14 protein-coding genes and 1 pseudogene are annotated in these 15,520 nt (G+C 74.5%); 5 read left to right on the forward strand and 10 right to left on the reverse strand.

Annotated elements, in window-relative coordinates; genetic code table 11:
* Nucleotides 1-293 precede the first annotated feature (293 nt).
* Nucleotides 294-1,022: pseudogene (locus tag ACIGXE_RS14310) on the reverse strand (acyltransferase); the annotation flags it as partial.
* A 113-nt stretch (nt 1,023-1,135) separates the two neighbouring features.
* On the opposite strand from ACIGXE_RS14310, the gene ACIGXE_RS14315 reads away from it, so the two are divergent.
* Nucleotides 1,136-1,675 carry a gamma carbonic anhydrase family protein gene (locus tag ACIGXE_RS14315; RefSeq protein ID WP_399746970.1) on the forward strand — a complete coding sequence of 180 codons (540 nt, stop codon included), beginning with the start codon at nt 1,136-1,138 and terminating at the stop codon, nt 1,673-1,675.
* 147 nt (nt 1,676-1,822) lie between these two features.
* On the opposite strand, the gene ACIGXE_RS14320 is transcribed toward ACIGXE_RS14315, so the two are convergent.
* The 3 genes from ACIGXE_RS14320 to ACIGXE_RS14330 form a co-directional block, all read right to left on the reverse strand.
* Nucleotides 1,823-2,488: a DedA family protein gene (locus tag ACIGXE_RS14320; protein WP_399746972.1), complete on the reverse strand. Its 666-nt coding sequence runs from the start codon at nt 2,486-2,488 to the stop codon at nt 1,823-1,825.
* Nucleotides 2,489-2,553: 65 nt separating this feature from the next.
* On the reverse strand, nt 2,554-5,112 hold the full coding sequence (locus tag ACIGXE_RS14325) for a glycoside hydrolase family 3 C-terminal domain-containing protein (protein WP_399746973.1): 2,559 nt from the start codon (nt 5,110-5,112) through the stop codon (nt 2,554-2,556).
* Between the two features lie 288 nt (nt 5,113-5,400).
* Complete coding sequence (locus ACIGXE_RS14330) at nt 5,401-5,838, reverse strand: DUF4442 domain-containing protein (protein ID WP_399747147.1); 438 nt, start codon at nt 5,836-5,838, stop codon at nt 5,401-5,403.
* A gap of 109 nt (nt 5,839-5,947) precedes the next feature.
* On the opposite strand from ACIGXE_RS14330, the gene ACIGXE_RS14335 reads away from it, so the two are divergent.
* Both ACIGXE_RS14335 and ACIGXE_RS14340 read left to right on the forward strand, forming a co-directional pair.
* The gene (locus ACIGXE_RS14335) at nt 5,948-7,030 is read left to right on the forward strand and encodes a hypothetical protein (protein ID WP_399746974.1); all 1,083 of its coding nucleotides are present in this window, start codon (nt 5,948-5,950) and stop codon (nt 7,028-7,030) included.
* Complete coding sequence (locus ACIGXE_RS14340) at nt 7,027-8,352, forward strand: MFS transporter (RefSeq protein ID WP_399747149.1); 1,326 nt, start codon at nt 7,027-7,029, stop codon at nt 8,350-8,352. Before ACIGXE_RS14335 ends, ACIGXE_RS14340 begins: the two co-directional genes overlap by 4 nt.
* On the opposite strand, the gene ACIGXE_RS14345 is transcribed toward ACIGXE_RS14340, so the two are convergent.
* From ACIGXE_RS14345 to ACIGXE_RS14365, 5 genes are all read right to left on the reverse strand, one after another.
* Nucleotides 8,314-9,159 carry a spermidine synthase gene (locus ACIGXE_RS14345; protein ID WP_399746976.1) on the reverse strand — a complete coding sequence of 282 codons (846 nt, stop codon included), beginning with the start codon at nt 9,157-9,159 and terminating at the stop codon, nt 8,314-8,316. The genes ACIGXE_RS14340 and ACIGXE_RS14345 overlap by 39 nt on opposite strands.
* Nucleotides 9,160-9,163: 4 nt before the next feature.
* Complete coding sequence (locus ACIGXE_RS14350; protein ID WP_399746978.1) at nt 9,164-10,024, reverse strand: patatin-like phospholipase family protein; 861 nt, start codon at nt 10,022-10,024, stop codon at nt 9,164-9,166.
* A 359-nt stretch (nt 10,025-10,383) separates the two neighbouring features.
* Nucleotides 10,384-11,562 carry an elongation factor Tu gene (gene tuf / locus ACIGXE_RS14355; RefSeq protein ID WP_399746980.1) on the reverse strand — a complete coding sequence of 393 codons (1,179 nt, stop codon included), beginning with the start codon at nt 11,560-11,562 and terminating at the stop codon, nt 10,384-10,386.
* 97 nt (nt 11,563-11,659) lie between these two features.
* Nucleotides 11,660-11,833 carry a hypothetical protein gene (locus ACIGXE_RS14360; RefSeq protein ID WP_399746982.1) on the reverse strand — a complete coding sequence of 58 codons (174 nt, stop codon included), beginning with the start codon at nt 11,831-11,833 and terminating at the stop codon, nt 11,660-11,662.
* A 52-nt stretch (nt 11,834-11,885) separates the two neighbouring features.
* Nucleotides 11,886-12,596 (reverse strand): DNA alkylation repair protein, encoded by a 711-nt coding sequence (locus tag ACIGXE_RS14365; RefSeq protein ID WP_399746984.1) that lies wholly within the window; start codon nt 12,594-12,596, stop codon nt 11,886-11,888.
* A gap of 217 nt (nt 12,597-12,813) precedes the next feature.
* Between ACIGXE_RS14365 and ACIGXE_RS14370 the strand changes: the two genes are divergently transcribed.
* Nucleotides 12,814-13,614 carry a TVP38/TMEM64 family protein gene (locus ACIGXE_RS14370; RefSeq protein WP_399746986.1) on the forward strand — a complete coding sequence of 267 codons (801 nt, stop codon included), beginning with the start codon at nt 12,814-12,816 and terminating at the stop codon, nt 13,612-13,614.
* Between the two features lie 50 nt (nt 13,615-13,664).
* Here the strand turns inward: ACIGXE_RS14370 and ACIGXE_RS14375 are convergent, their stop codons facing one another.
* Nucleotides 13,665-14,834 carry a thiolase family protein gene (locus ACIGXE_RS14375; RefSeq protein WP_399746988.1) on the reverse strand — a complete coding sequence of 390 codons (1,170 nt, stop codon included), beginning with the start codon at nt 14,832-14,834 and terminating at the stop codon, nt 13,665-13,667.
* 112 nt (nt 14,835-14,946) lie between these two features.
* Between ACIGXE_RS14375 and ACIGXE_RS14380 the strand changes: the two genes are divergently transcribed.
* Nucleotides 14,947-15,408, forward strand: coding sequence for a winged helix-turn-helix transcriptional regulator (locus ACIGXE_RS14380; RefSeq protein ID WP_399746989.1), 462 nt, complete (start codon nt 14,947-14,949; stop codon nt 15,406-15,408).
* Nucleotides 15,409-15,520 lie beyond the last annotated feature (112 nt).

Raw genomic sequence — 15,520 nt, forward strand, 5'->3', positions numbered from 1 at the left:
CCGCATCCTCGGCCGCCTGCCCGCCCGCGCCCGGCCCTCGGCCCGCGAGCCCGCCCGTCCCGCACCCTCGGCCAGCGAGCCCGCCCGTCCCGCACCTTCGGCCCGCGAGCCCGCCCGTGCCCGGCCCTCGAGCCGGGCCGGTTTCAGCCCTCCCGGGCGGCCAGGTCGTGAGCGCCGTCGCGACCGGCGACGTCGGCACGGCTGACGTCGTCACGGCCGACGCCGTCACGGCCGGTCGGACCGTCGGGTCCGGGCGCGCGGTCGAGTTCGTCGAGCGCGCCGAGCGCGTCCGGGTCGAGCGCCGCGAGCGCGGCCAGCTGCTCCGGGGTGATGCCGTCCGGGATCGGCCTCGGCGCGGGGGTGCGCAGCGGCGGCTGCCAGCCCTGCTCCGGGTCGTAGGAGCGGACCACCTTCGCGGGCGCGCCCGCGACCACGGAGTGGTCGGGCACCTCGCCCCGTACGACCGCTCCGGCGGCCACCACGACGTTCCGGCCGAGCCGGGCGCCGGGCAGGATCACGGCGCCCGTGCCGAGCCAGCAGCCGGGGCCTATCTCGACCGGTGCGGAGCGCGGCCACTGCCGGCCGATGGGCACGTCGGGGTCGTCGTAGCTGTGATTGGTCGAGGTGATGTAGACGTACGGCCCGCAGTAGACGTCCGAGCCGATGGTGATCGGCGCGTCGGCGATCACGTGGCTGCCGCGGCCGAGGACGACCCCGTCCCCGAGGGTGAGCACGGTGTCCTTGCCGAGGTCGAGGTCCGGCAACATGCCCGCGGTCAGCGTGACCTGCTCGGCGATGATGCAGCAGGCGCCGATCTCGATCCACGGCTCGCCGAAGACGGAGCCCTGGGGGAAGGCGAGCCGGGTGCCCTCGCCGATCCGGCGGAACCGCAGCCGTCCCGGGTGCTCGGCGGTGACCGCGCCGGCCTGCTGGATCCGGCGCCAGCCGCTCTGCAGGGCGCGGGCGACGACACGGCGTCGCCAGGCGGTCAGCGATGAGAACGTGTTTCTGTTCCGGGGCACCCGGACACCGTAGTCGGCGGTGTCGTCGATGATCGGTTCGGTGCGCTGTGATGTCCGTCATGGGCCCCGACTAGTCTTCCGCCCGAGGCGTGACGGAGCGAAGGAGCGAAGCGATGGCAGAAGCAGTGCCGGGGGCACTGATCAAGGGCGTCGGCGGCAAGGAGCCGAAGGTCGACCCGACCGCCTTCACGGCGCCGACCTCGGTCGTGCTCGGCGAGGTCACCCTCGGACCGCGCGCCAGCGTCTGGTACCACGCCGTGCTGCGGGCGGACTGCGGCCCCATCGAGATCGGCGAGGACGCCAACGTCCAGGACAACTGCACGGTCCACGTCGACCCCGGCTTCCCGGTGTCGATCGGCGCGCGGGTGACGGTCGGCCACAACGCCACCGTGCACGGCTGCACGATCGAGGACGACGTCCTCGTCGGCATGGGCGCCACGATCCTCAACGGGGCGCGGATCGGCGCCGGTTCCCTGGTGGCGGCGCAGGCGCTGGTCCCCCAGGGGATGGAGGTGCCGCCGGGCTCGCTGGTCGCGGGCGTGCCCGCGAAGGTGCGGCGCCCGCTGACCGAGGAGGAGCTGGCGGGCATCCGGCTCAACGCCGAGATGTACCTGCACCTGGCCAAGGGCCACGCCGAGGCCTTCGAGAACTGAGACCGGAGGGCGGTCGGCCTGGGGGGCGGCGCGCTTGGGGGCGGCGGACCGGCCAGGGGCCCGCAAGGCCCTGGCCCGTCTGCGGCTCTCCCTGACCGGCCGCCCCTCGCCGGGACGGCCGCCGGGACGGCCCCTTTTCGCCCGCCCTCAGTCGGCCGTGGCCTCGGCCGGGGCCGGGACCGGGGCCTCGGAGCGGGCTTCGGCCGCCGCCGCGGCCTTCTTGGCCCGGCTCTTCAAGACCAGCATCGAGGCGAGTCCGATGAGGACCGCGAGCACGAGGCCGAGCCACGAGAAGCGCTTGAGCCAGGCCTCGGCGACGATCCCCACGGAGTAGATGACGGCCGTGGTGCCGCCCGCCCAGAGGATGCCGCCGAAGACGTTGGCGATGAGGAACTTCCAGTACGGCATGCGCAGCACGCCCGCGAGCGGGCCGGCGAAGATCCGCAGCAGGGCGACGAAGCGGCCGAAGAACACCGCCCACATGCCCCACTTCTCGAAGGAACGCTCGGCGAGGCCGATGTTGGCCTCGCTGAAGTGCTTCGGGAACCTCTTGCCGAGTCTGCTCAGCAGCGGCCGGCCGCCCTTGCGGCCGATCGCGTAGCCGATGGAGTCGCCCACGACGGCCCCGACGCTGGCGCAGGCGCCGAGGACGTACGGGTCGATGTGGCCGTGCTGCGAGGCGAGCAGGGCCGAGCTCACCAGGACGATCTCGCCGGGCAGGGGGATGCCCAGGCTCTCGACCCCGATCACCACCCCGACCAGTGCGTAGACGGCGACCGCGGGGATCGTCTCCAGCCATTCCTGGACGTGCACGCGGGTTCCTCTCCCGGGTCGGCGATCGAATGCGGGCAGGGTACCGCGAACACGGTAAGCGGCCGCTAAGCGCCCACCCGGGCCCGGGCCCGCAGCCGGAGATCGCGGGAGGAGGCCCCGACCCACACCTCGCGCTCCCCGGTGCCGAGCACCCAGTCGTGCCGGGCCCGGTCCCACGACGACAGGGTCCGCGCGGCCACCGGCACGGTGATCCGGCGTCGCTCGCCCGGGGCGAGCTGGAGGCGCCGGTAGCCGGCGAGGAGGCGGCGCGGCTGGTCGAGGCCCAGGGCGGCGAGGGCCGGCGACGGCCCGGCGTAGACCTGGGCCACCTCGAAGCCGGTGCGGTCTCCGGTGTTGGCGACGGTGAAGGTGACGTGCAGCCCGTCGCCGTCGGGGACGACGCTCAGCCGCTCGTAGCCGAAGCTCGTGTACGAGAGGCCGTGCCCGAACGGGAAGAGCGGCGTGACGTCCTCGGCGTCGTACCAGCGGTGGCCGACGTGGATCCCCTCGCCGTACTCCTCGATGCCGCCCTGCCCGGGGTAGCGGCCGGGGTCGCCGGCCGTGGGGTGGGCGGTCTCGGAGCGCGGGAAGGTCTGGGTGAGCCGGCCGCCGGGGTCGATGTCGCCGAACAGCACGGCGGCGGTGGCGGGGCCGCCCTCCTGACCCGGGTAGTACATCTGGAGCACGGCGCCGGTGGCGTCCAGCCAGGGCATGGTGACGGCCGACGAGGTGTTCAGGACCACGGTGGTCCGCGGGTTGGCGGCGGTCACGGCCGCGACGAGGGCGTCCTGCCGGCCGGGCAGCGCGAGGCCGGTGCGGTCGCGGCCCTCGGTGGCGTCCTCGTAGGCGAAGAGCACGACGCTGTGGGCGACGCGGGCGGCGGCGACCGCTTCGGCGACATCGGCGGCCCGGTGGGCGCCACTGGTCGCGCGCAGCCGGACGACCTGTCCCCCGCCGCCGCCCCGGGCGGTCACGGTGAGGCGGTGGGCGCCGGCCGTGAGGCGGCGGTCGGCGCGGCGCAGCTGCAGTCCGTCGGCGGCGCGGCCGCCGATCCCGCCGAAGACGTACGCGCCGACGGTCCCGTTCGCAGGGAAGAGCTCCGCGCCGTCGAGGGTCACCGTGGGACGGCTGCCGCCGTAGTGGACGAAGAAGCTCCAGTCGTCGTCGGCCGTGGTGGTGAAGGTGCCGTCGTAACTCCAGGTCTCGCCGGCGGCGACGGTGACGGCGTCGAGCGGGTCTGCGGTCCCGGCGGGTGCCCCGGCGACGGGCAGCGGCCTGCCGTAGACGTCCTCGCCGAGCGCGTGGGTGACGGTGGCGTCGTCGCCGGCGCGGGCGCGCAGGGCGTCGAGCGGGCTGGTGGCGGTGTCGGGAACGACGTGGGCGCTGCCGCCGCCGCTGACGAAGGGCACCGCCCCGCTGGGGCCGATGACGGCGATCGAGCGGGCGGCCGGACCCGTGAGCGGCAGCGTCCGGCGCTCGTTGCGGAGCAGGGTGGCCCCGGCGGTGGCGACACGGCGCGCGAGGCGGGCTCCGGCCGCGGCGTCCCGCTCGGCGCGGGTGGCGGCGCTCTTCCCGTCGAGGAGGCCGAAGCGTTCGCGTACGGCGAGGACGCGGCGGACGGCGGTGTCGACGGCGGCCTCCTCGATGCGGCCGTCGCGCACGGCGCGGCGCAGGGCGGCGCCGTAGTAGGCGCCGCCGGGCATCTCCATGTCGCAGCCGGCCGTCACGGCGGCCACGGTGGAGTGGACGGCGCCCCAGTCGCTCACGACCCAGCCGTCGAATCCCCACCGGTCGCGCAGGACGGCCGTGAGGAGGGCGCCGCTCTCGGTGGCGTGGACGCCGTCGACCTTGTTGTACGCGGCCATGACGGCGCCCGCGCCGGCGGCGACGGCCGCCTCGAAGGCGCGGAGTTCGGTCTCGTGGAGGGTCTGTTCACCGGCCCGGACGTCGACCGTCATCCGGTCGCGTTCCTGGTTGTTGAGGGCGAGGTGCTTGACGGCGGCGATCAGGCCCTCGGCCTGGATGCCGCGGACCTCCTCGGCGGCGAGGTCGGCGGAGAGCAGCGGGTCCTCGGAGAAGGTCTCGAAGTTGCGTCCCGCGTACGGGGTGCGGATGAGGTTGACCATCGGCGCGAGCAGTACGTCCTGGCCGAGGGCGCGGCCCTCGCGCCCGAGGACGCGTCCGTAGGCACGGGCGAGTCCGGGGTCGAAGGCGGCGGCGAGCATGACGGGCGCGGGGAGCGCGGTCGCGGGCGTCCGGACCCGGACTCCGGCGGGGCCGTCGGCGAGGCGCAGCGCCGGGATGCCGAGGCGGGGGACGCCGGGCACGTAGCCGGCCTGCCCGAGTCCCTCGGGGTCGGTGGCGCCGTGCAGCAGGGCGGTCTTCTCCTCGAGGGTGAGCTGGGCGAGGAGTGCGTCGACCCGTTCGGCGGTCCGTGGGGCGACGGGCCGGCCGGTCCGCTCGGCGTGCCGGGCGGGTGCGGCGGCCGCTCCGGCGGCGCCCGGGGGGACGGCGGTGAGGGCCGCCGCGCCGGCGAGGGCGAGCAGCAGCCGGCGCCGGGAGACCCGGCGGGGGGCGGGAGCGGTGGCGGGCTCGTCGTGGTCCGGGACAGGTGCGTGGGGCACGGCGGCGCTCCTTCGAACCGGCACGATTCCGGCGATCATGCGTTGATCGCACTATGCGTGACGGTCCGTCCGTTTCCTCGCCGCCGTGCCGAAGGCGCCGCGCGGGCCGGGGGCGCCGCGCGAGCCGGGGGCGCCGCGCGAGCCGGGGGGCGCCGCGCGAGCCGGGGGGCGCCGCGCGGGCCAGAGCCGCGCCCTGCGGGCCACTGGGGCACCGCGCCGCGCCGTCCCGGGATCCGGGGTCCGGGATCCGGGATCCGGGATCCGGGATCCGGGATCCGGGATGAGGAGTCAGGAGTTGGGGCGCAGGGTCCAGACCACGGTCATCTCGCCGGTGACGGCGCCGTCCGCGCGGGTGATGTCGATCTTGACCGGGAACTCGGGGCGCTGACCGGCGTCGAGCTCGGCGACGACCTCGGCGGCCGGGCGGCCGAGGGTGGCGGTCGCCGTGACGGCGCCCATCGCGAGCTTCTTGTAGCCGATCTCGGCCCTGACGGCGAGCGGCACGGCGCGGCCGAGCTGGTCGCCGAAGGCGGCCAGGACGATGGCGCCGCTGGCGGACTCGGCCAGGGTGAACATGGCGCCGGCGTGCGGGCCGCCCACGTGGTTGTGGTAGTCGGCCTGGTCCGGAAGCTCCACGACGGCGCGCTCGGCGGTGGTCTCCACGAACTTCAGGTTCAGGGTCCGGGCCATGGGCACGGTCGCGGCGAGCATCTCGCCGACGTTCATCTGTTCTGCGCTCATGGGCCGTGATGTTACCCACGGGTAGCAGTCTTCGCCATCCCCGCACGGGGGCGGCCGTGGCAGGGCACGGGCCGCACCTCTATCGTTACTGGCCATGTGGCCAGGACAGCAGCCGCCCGGGGGCGAGCAGAACCCGCAGGACCAGAACCAGAACCCGTACGCACAGCCGGGTCAACAGCCCGGTTACGGGCAGCCGAATCCGTATCAGCAGCAGCCGCCGACCCAGCCGGGGTACGCGCAGCCGAACCCGTACCAGCAGCAGCCGACGCAGCCCGGCTACGGGCAGCCGAACCCGTACCAGCAGCCGACGGTGCCGCAGTACACGGTGCCCGGTCCCGTGCAGCCGGCCGGCGGTGACGGCGGGAAGAAGAAGCAGACGACGCTGGTGGCGATCGTCGCCGCGGTGGCCGTCCTCGCGGCGGCCGGTGTCGCCGGCTACCTGGTGATCGGCAAGGACGACGACAAGAGCGACCAGGCGGGCGACCCGAAGCCGTCGCAGTCGGCCCCGACGACGCCCGGCACCTCCTCGTCCCCGCCGCTCGACAACCCGCGCGACGGCGCCGGTCACCAGCCGACGATCCCGGGCTGGAAGGTCGTCTACAACCCGAAGTACGGCACGCTGTTCGACGTGCCGCCGGAGTGGGAGCTGTCGAAGCCCGGCGTCGTCACGTTCTTCGAGGACGAGAAGAAGGGCGACGGCTCCCCCGTCGTCACGATGTCCGCGCCCGCGCACCTCAAGAGCAACTGGTGCGCGCTGGACACCGACAAGAACGGCACCGAGGAGACCTGGGGCCTGAGCACCGCCGGCACCAAGGGCGGCCAGGGCGCCAAGGACACCGCCGAGGCGGCCTTCAACGAGGCCGGCAACTGGGTGTGGGCGGGCTACGCCCAGCACATGCCCAAGGGCACCATCAAGATCACCAAGGCCGTGCCGTACACCACCACGTCCGGTCTCCAGGGCAGCATGGCCACGGCCGTCGCCCCCAACATCAAGAAGCGCAACAAGTGCGAGTCGGACGGCAAGTCCTTCGCCTTCTCCTTCAAGAACGCCAAGGGCGACTTCTCGTCCTTCGTGCTCTATGCCGCCAAGGGTGTGAAGGACGAGCTTCCCGACGCCACCATCAAGCAGATCGTCTCCACCGTGCGACTCGCTCCCGAGGCCCCGGAGTCGTCCTGATCCGCGACCGCGTACCCGCTTGGGCCGGGCGGAACTACCTGCTGCTGACCGCCGCCGCGATCGTCACCAACCTGGGCACCCACGGCGCCCTGATCGCGGCGGCGTTCGCCGTCATCCAGTCCGGCGGCGACGGCGGCGACGTCGGCCTGGTGGCGATGGCCCGCACCCTGCCCCTCGTGCTGTTCCTGCTCGTCGGCGGCGCCGTCGCCGACCGGGTGCCCCGGCACCGGGTGATGGTCGCCGCCAACGCCCTCAACTGCCTGTCGCAGGCGGTCTTCGCCGTCCTCGTCCTCACCGGCGAGGCACGGCTGTGGCACATGATGCTGCTGACCGCGCTGTGCGGCACCGGCCAGGCGTTCTTCAACCCGGCCGCCGAAGGCATGCTGATGTCCAGCGTCGACGGCGAACAGGTCAGCCGCGCCTTCGCCCTCTTCCGGATGGCGATGAACGGCGCCGGCATCGGCGGAGCCGCGCTCGGCGGCGCCCTCATCGCGGCCTTCGGCCCCGGCTGGGTGCTCGCGATCGACGCGGCCGCCTTCGCCGTGGCGGGCGCGCTGCGCGCCTTCCTCGACGTCCGGCACGTCCCCGAGCGCGCGGCGGGCGGCGGGCTGCTGGCCGATCTGCGCGAGGGCTGGGACGAGTTCGCCGGGCGTCCGTGGCTGTGGTCGATCGTGGCGCAGTTCGCCGTCGTGGTCGCGCTGGTGGGCGCGGCGGAGTCGGTGTACGGACCGCTGGTCGCCCGCGACGAACTGGGCGGCGCCCGGCCCTGGGGCCTGGCGCTCGCCGCGTTCGGCGTGGGCACGCTGGGCGGCGCGATCCTGATGGCCCGCTGGAAGCCCCGCCGGATGCTCCTCGTGGGCACCCTGGGCGTCTTCCCGATCGCCCTGCCGTCGGCGGCCCTCGCCGTCCCGCTCGACGTGGTCGGCCTCTCCGTGGCCATGTTCGTGAGCGGTGTGGCGATCGAGGTCTTCGGCGTGTGCTGGATGACGACGCTGCACCAGGAGATCCCGGAGGAGAAGCTGTCGCGGGTCTCGGCATACGACTGGTTCGGCTCGACGGCCATGCTCCCCCTGTCCACAGCCCTCGCGGGCCCGGCGGAGACCGCCTTCGGCCGCAGCGAGGCCCTGTGGGGCTCGGCAACCCTCATCGTCCTCGTGACGGCCCTGGTCCTCCTGGTCCCGGACGTACGCAACCTGACACGGCGTACGAAGCAGGTGAGGGGCTCGGAGGGGGGCGGGGCGGCGGCACCGCAGGGCGTGGACCCTGGGGCGGACGGTGTCGGCTCAGCCGATGCCGAAGGCGCCGTTCGGGGGTGCGGGTGACGGCACGGCCTCCGTGTCCCGCACCGGCCGCGCGTCGCCGGTGAGCCGGGCGAGGTCCGCACCCCACTCCACGCGGGCCGGGAAGGCGTCGCCGGCCGTGCGGCGGGCGAGGCCCGCGGTGTCGATCTCCCGGTCCGAGGCGACCAGCACCGCGTTGCCGAACCGGCGGCCGCGCAGCACCGCCGGTTCGGCGATCAGCGCGAGCTCCGGGAAGACCGCCGCGAACGTGGCGAGTTGGGAGCCGAGGAAGGCGAAAGGCGCCCCGTCCGCGAGGTTCGCCGCGTAGGTGCCGCCCGGACGCAGGACCCGGCGGGCCTCCCGGGCGTACTCGACCGAGGTGATGTGCGCCGGCACCCGCGAGCCGCCGAAGACGTCGGCGACGATCAGGTCGGCGGAGGCGTCCGGCGCGGCTTCCAGCCACGCGCGGGCGTCCGCGCCGTGCACCGCGATCCCCGAGCCCTCCGGCAGCGGCAGGTGCTCGGCGACGAGGGCGAGCAGCCCGCGGTCGGCCTCGGCCACCTGCTGCCGGGAGCCCGGCCGGGTGGCGGCGACGTAGCGGGGCAGGGTGAGCGCCCCGCCACCGAGGTGCACGACGTCCAGCGGGACGCCCTCCTCGGCGGCGTGGTCGACGACGTGGGCGAGCCGCTGGGCGTACTCGAACTCGAGGTGCGTCGGGTCGTCGAGGTCGACGTACGACTGGGGCGCGCCGTCGACCGTGAGCAGCCAGCCCCGCTCGATGTCCACGTCGGGCATGAGCCGGGCGGTGCCGTGGTCGACGTCACGGATGACGGGAATGTGCTCGTTCACGCCCTCATTGTGCCCACAGGGCCGCGACCGCCCGCGTGTGGGCGGCGGCCTGGGCCCGGCCGGCCCGGGCGGCCGGGGCGCGGCGGGCGGGGTCGAGCAGATTACGGCCGAAGGCCTTCCTCGACTCCGCGTCGGGGGTGATGACCTCGACCCGAGCCCCTGCCGCGGCCAGGGCGGCGCCCTGCGCGGCCGGGGAGAGGATCACCTTGTTGCCGGTGCGGCTGGGCGCGATGACGACGACGCTGTCGTACCCGGCGGCGAGGTGGGCGTTGGCGGTGGAGTGGAGCCCGCCGTCGATCCACCGGCGTCCGGCGAGCTCGACGACCGGCCAGACGCCGGGAACGGCGCAACTGGCGGTGACGGCGTCGACGAGGGGAACGCCGGCGTCGCGGTCGAACGCGGTGAGTTCGCCGGTGTCGGCGTCGACGGCGGTGACGAGCAGCCGCCGCTCGGGCCAGTCGGCGGCGGGCCCGAGCCGGTCGGCGACGACGTCGCGGCGGGCGGCCGGGGAGACGGTGGCGGCCGCGCTCGCGAGCCGGCCGAGCTTGCGGCCGTACGCCTCGGGGGTGCGTGACCCGAGCACGGCGAAGGCGTACTTGAGGATCCGGCCGGGTCCGAGGCGGGCGGGCAGCTCGCCGGCCGGCTCGGCCGACTGGCTCTCGTAGAGCGCGTCGAGCGAGAATTTCCCCGACGCGAGCTGCGCGCCGACGACCGCGCCGGCGGAGCTTCCGACGATCAGATCGGCGTCCGTCAGATCCGTCCCCGCCTCGGCGAGGCCCCGCAGGATCCCGATCTCCCACCCCGCACCGGTCAGCCCACCGGCGCCCAGTACCAGTGCCGTACGACGACTCGCGGTCTCGTTCATGAGCAGAGTCTGAACCACGACCACAACCGCCCACCTACGCGGGCCCCGGAACGCTCCCCTCCACGCGGACGCTCGTCCAAACCCGCACCGAGCGACGGACCGCCCAGACGGCCGAGCCTCCGCAACCCCGATGGTCCCGGGCCCGTGCTCACGGAAACGAGCGCGGCCGAGGACGGGGCAGGCACGCGGCGCGGCAGCGCCCCGCCCAGGGCAGCGCAGCGCCCCGCCCGGGGCACCGCCCCGCCCGGGGCACCGCGCCGCCCGGAGGCACCACCCCGCAAGGGGGCAGCGCTTCCCAAGGGGGCAGCGCCCCGCAAGGAAGCTGCGCCCCTCCCCGGCCGCGCCCCCGACCTGGCCCGTCAGAGGACCTCCGTCACCGTGCCCGCGCCGATCGTTCGGCCGCCCTCGCGGATCGCGAAGCCGAGGCCCGGCTCCAGGGGTACGGGGCGGCCGAGGTCGACGGTCATGGTGACCGTCTCGCCGGGGCGGGCGACGGCGGGTTCGCCGAGGTCGACGGCGCCGACGACGTCCGCCGTCCGCAAGTAGAACTGCGGCCGGTAGCCCGTCGTGACCGGCGTGCTGCGGCCGCCCTCGCGGGCGGACAGCACGTACACCCGCGCGGTGAAGCGCCGGCGCGGCACGACCGTGCCGGGCGCCGCCACGACATGACCCCGGCGGACCGCTCCGCGCGGCACCCCGCGCAGCAGCAGCGCCACGTTGTCGCCGGCCTGCGCCGACTCCATCGGGCGGCCGAAGGTCTCGACGCCGGTGACGACCGTCTCGCTGTCCGGGCCGAGCAGTTCGACCCGGTCGCCGACGCGGACCGTGCCGCGCTCGACGGCGCCCGTGACGACGGTGCCGCGGCCGGTGATGGTGAGCACGCTCTCCACCGGCATCAGGAACGGCCCCTCGACATACCGCTCCGGCACCGGCACGTACGTGTCCACCGCGTCGAGCAGCGCCTCCACGGACGCCGTCCACCGCGGGTCGCCCGCCAGCGCGCGCAGCCCGGAGACCCGGACCACCGGCACGCCGTCGCCGCCGTAGCCGTGCGCGTTCAGCAGCTCCCGTACCTCCAGCTCGACCAGGTCGGCCAGTTCGTCGTCGGCACCGTCCGCCTTGTTGAGGGCGACGACGATGTGGTCGACGCCGACCTGCCGGGCGAGCAGCACGTGTTCGGCGGTCTGCGGCATGATCCCGTCGAGCGCGGAGACGACGAGGATCGCCCCGTCGAGCTGGGCGGCTCCGGTGACCATGTTCTTGATGTAGTCGGCGTGTCCGGGCATGTCGACGTGCGCGTAGTGCCGGGTGTCGGTCTCGTACTCGACGTGGGCGGCGTTGATGGTGATGCCGCGCCGCGCCTCCTCGGGGGCCCGGTCGATCCGGTCGAAGGGCACGTACGTGGTGGGGCCGCCGGTGCCGCGCTCGCTGAGGACCTTGGTGATGGCGGCGGTGAGGGTGGTCTTGCCGTGGTCGACGTGGCCCATGGTGCCGATGTTGAGGTGCGGCTTGGTGCGCGCGTACGCCTGCTTGGGCATGGCTGAATCGCTCGTTTCGGTGCTCGAAGCGTGTGTGGGGACCCCAGGGCCGAACCGACCCTCCCCCTGTGGGGTCCGCCGGACGGTCCGGGAAGGGTCAGCTTCGGTCGCCGCCGAGCCTCGCGAGAACGGCGAGAACGGTGAGGCAGGTCGGGCCGGTCACGCCGGGCATGCCGGTCACGCCGGGCGGGCAGGTCAGAACGTTCGCGACGGCAGCCTTCGGCGCGTCCGCTGCTGCGGACGGCGCTGCGAGGAAGGCGTACCGGGACATGCCCCGATCATGGCCGCCCGGGCGTCCCGCCGTCGACCGAATTTCGGGGCCCTCAGAGGTTCTTGAGGGCCTCGCGCACCGAGAGCGGTGAGAGGCGGGAGGTGTTCTCGGCGACGAAGGCGCGTACCTCGCCTGGCGCGGTCTTTCCGTATTCGCGCAGGCTCCAGCCGATCGCCTTGCGGATGAAGAAGTCCGGGTGCCCGGAGCGCAGCAGGCAGTACGAGAACAGCCGCTCGGCGTCGGTGGCGGACTTGTAGCGGAGCTGGTGGAGCAGGGCGGTGCGCGCGACCCACAGGTCGTCGTCGGCGATCCACTCGTCCATGCGGGCGGCGAGCGCCGGGTCGGCGGCGACCAGTCCGCCGACGACGTGGGCGGCGAGGTGGTCGACGGTGTCCCACCACGGGACGGTGGTGACGAGGGTCCGGGCGACCGGCAGGAAGTCCGACGAGCAGCGCTTCACATGGCGGCGCAGGTAGTCGACGGCGAAGTAGTGGTACTCCCGCTCGGGCAGCGCGAAGCAGCGCAGCGCCACGGCAGTGCAGTCCGCCTCATCGGGGGCGGGCAGGCCGTCGAGGACCGTACGGGACAGGACGCGCCGCTCAGGGGTCCGCAGCCCGAGGAAGGGGGCGACGCCCTTCATGTACGCGATCATCTCCTGCGCCCGGAACGGGTCGCCGGCGGCCGGGTAGACGTCCGTCAGCCGGGCGAGCACGGTGTCGGCGAGGGTGCTCTCGGGGACGGCGGCGGGCGCGGAGGCGGTCACGGCCTCACCTTAAGCGGGGAAGGCGGCGCGGGGCAGCGGGGCAGGGAGCGGCGGGGCGGCAGGGCGCCGGCGCGGCTGGGCGGCAGGGCGGCAGGGCGGCAGGGCGGCAGGGCGGCAGGGCGGCAGGGCGGCAGGGCGGCAGGGCGGCAGGGCGGGAGCGCCGTCGGCATGGCGTGCGTTACGGCGATCACCCGTCCTTGTCGGTTAATCTCCCCGGATGCTCCTCTCGCCCAAGGCCCGGCTGACGTATCTCGCCGTGATCCTGCTCTCCGCGGGCGTGTCGGTGCTGCTCTTCGAGCCGCAGCGGCTGCTGTCGGCGGGCTGGCCACCGCAGTTGAGCGGCGCGGGCGCGGTGCTGGTCTTCGGGCTCGCGTACGGCGTGTGCACGGCGGCGCTGGTGCCGCGGCCGATCCTCAACCTGGCGGCGGGCGCGCTCTTCGGCACCCAGGCGGGCTTCGCCGCGGCGCTCGGCGGGACGGTCCTGGGAGCCGGCCTCTCGTTCGCGCTGGGCCGGGCGCTCGGCCAGGAGGCGCTGCGCCCGTACGTCCGGGGCCGCTGGCTGAAGGCGGCGGACGGGCAGCTGAGCCGGCACGGTTTCCGGTCGATGCTGGCGATCCGTCTCTTCCCCGGAATGCCGTTCGTGGTGGCGAACTACGCGGCCGCCGTGTCCCGGATGCGGTGCCTCCCCTTCCTTCTGGCCACCGCCCTCGGCTCCGTACCGAACACGGTGGCGTACGTGGTCGCGGGGAGCCGTGCCACCTCGCCGACCTCCCCCGCCTTCCTCGTCTCGACCGGCTTCATCGTCGTGTCGGCGCTGGCTGCCGCGGTGGTGGGCTGGCGCAAGCGACACCGGCTGACGGGCGCCGGCGCCCCGCCGGGTTCGAAGCCGAAGCTGGAGGCGGAGGAGGCGGCGCAGCCGAAGCTGGAGGCGGAGCCGGAGGTCGTGCCGGCCGGGGCCGGCGCCGGCGCGGGGGCGAAGGCGGGGGTCACTGCGGGTCCGGGCGCGAGCGGCAGCTGACTCCGGGAGTTCGGTCGGGTCCGAGCCTCGGCCGGGCCCGCCCCGTCAGCTCACAGCGCTTCGACGATCATCGCGTTCGCCAGGCCCCCCGCCTCGCACATCGCCTGGAGCCCGTACCGGCCGCCGCGGGCCCGTAGCGCGTGTACCAGGGTCGTCGTCAGGCGGGTGCCGCTCGCGCCCAGGGGGTGGCCGAGGGCGATGGCGCCGCCGTGGACGTTGACCTTGGCCGGGTCGGCGCCGGTCTCCTGCTGCCAGGCGAGGACGACGCTCGCGAAGGCCTCGTTGATCTCGAAGAGGTCGATGTCGTCGAGGGAGAGCCCGGCGCGGCGCAGCACCTTCTCGGTGGCCGGGATGACGCCGGTCAGCATCAGCAGCGGGTCGGAGCCGGTCACGGCGAAGCCGTGCAGCCGGGCGAGCGGGCGCAGCCCGAGGGCGCGGGCGGTCTCGGCCGCCATGACGAGGACGGCGGAGGCGCCGTCGTTGATCGGGCTGCTGTTGCCGGCGGTGACCGACCACTCGATCTGCGGGAAGCGTTCGGCGAAGCCGGGGTCCTCGAAGGAGGGCCGCAGGCCGGCGAGGATCTCCGGCGTGGTCGCGGGCCGCACCGACTCGTCGCGGCGCACGTCCCCGTACGGCACGACCTGGTCGTCGAAGAGGCCGTCCGCCCAGCTGCGCGCTGCCTTGGCGTGCGAGGCGGCGGAGAACTCGTCCATCGCCTCGCGGCCGATGGACCACTTGGCGGCGATGAGCTCGGCGCTGATGCCCTGCGGCACCAGGCCCTCGGGGTAACGGGCGGCCACCCCGGGGCCGAAGGGGTCGGCGCCGGGCGGCACGTTGGACCACATGGGGACGCGGCTCATGGACTCGACGCCGCAGGCCACGACGATGTCGTAGGCGCCGGACATGACGCCCTGCGCGGCGAAGTGCACGGCCTGCTGGGAGGAGCCGCACTGCCGGTCGACGGTGGTGGCGGGCACCGTCTCCGGCAGTCCGGCGCCGAGCCAGGCGTAGCGCGTGGTGTTCATGGCCTGTTCGCCGACCTGGTCCACGGTGCCGCTGATGACGTCGTCGACGAGGGCGGGGTCGATGCCGGAGCGGTCGATCAGGGCGCGCAGGGTGTGCGAGAGCAGGGCGACGGGGTGCACGTCGGCGAGGGACCCGCCGGGCTTGCCCTTCCCGATCGGGGATCGCACCGCTTCGACGATGACGGCGTCACGCATGACACGTCTCCTACCTGGAGAGTTGGAAATCTGGACCAACACTTACCGGTAACATAGCCCAGTTAGTTGGATTCTCAAACCCTGCCGGGAGCCGTTGCCTTAGTCTTGGCCCATGAAGGCCGCGCCCCGTCCCTGCTCGATCGCCGACACCCTCGCGCTCGTCGGCGAGAAGTACTCCCTCCTCGTGTTGCGCGAGGTCTCCCTCGGCGTCCGCCGCTTCGACCGGATCGCCCGGAACACCGGCGCGCCGCGCGACATCCTCACCGCCCGCCTCAAGCGGCTCGTGGAGGCGGGGATCCTGGAGAAGGTCGCGTACAGCGAGCGGCCCAAGCGCTACGAGTACCGGGCCACCCCGGCCGGCGAGGAGCTGGGTCCCGTCCTCGTGACCCTGATGGCCTGGGGCGACCGCCACCTGAACGCGGAGGCCCGGCCGGTGGTCCTGGAGCACAGCTGCGGCGAGGTGCTGAACCCGCGCGTCGTCTGCGGGAGCTGCGGAGAGCAGGCCGACCGCGCGAACCTGACGTACCACGTGCGCGCGCCGGGCTGGACGACCACGGGTCCCGTCGAGGGCTGAGCCCCTGTCACAGGGCCGGCCATGAGCGGCTGGGCACCGACCCCGGGACATGAGCGGCTGAGCCCGCCCCCACCCGGGGGACGTAGGCGGAAGGGCCCCACCCCAGCCCAAG

Source organism: Streptomyces sp. NPDC053431, from assembly GCF_044544925.1.
Taxonomy (GTDB): Bacteria; Actinomycetota; Actinomycetes; order Streptomycetales; family Streptomycetaceae; genus Streptomyces.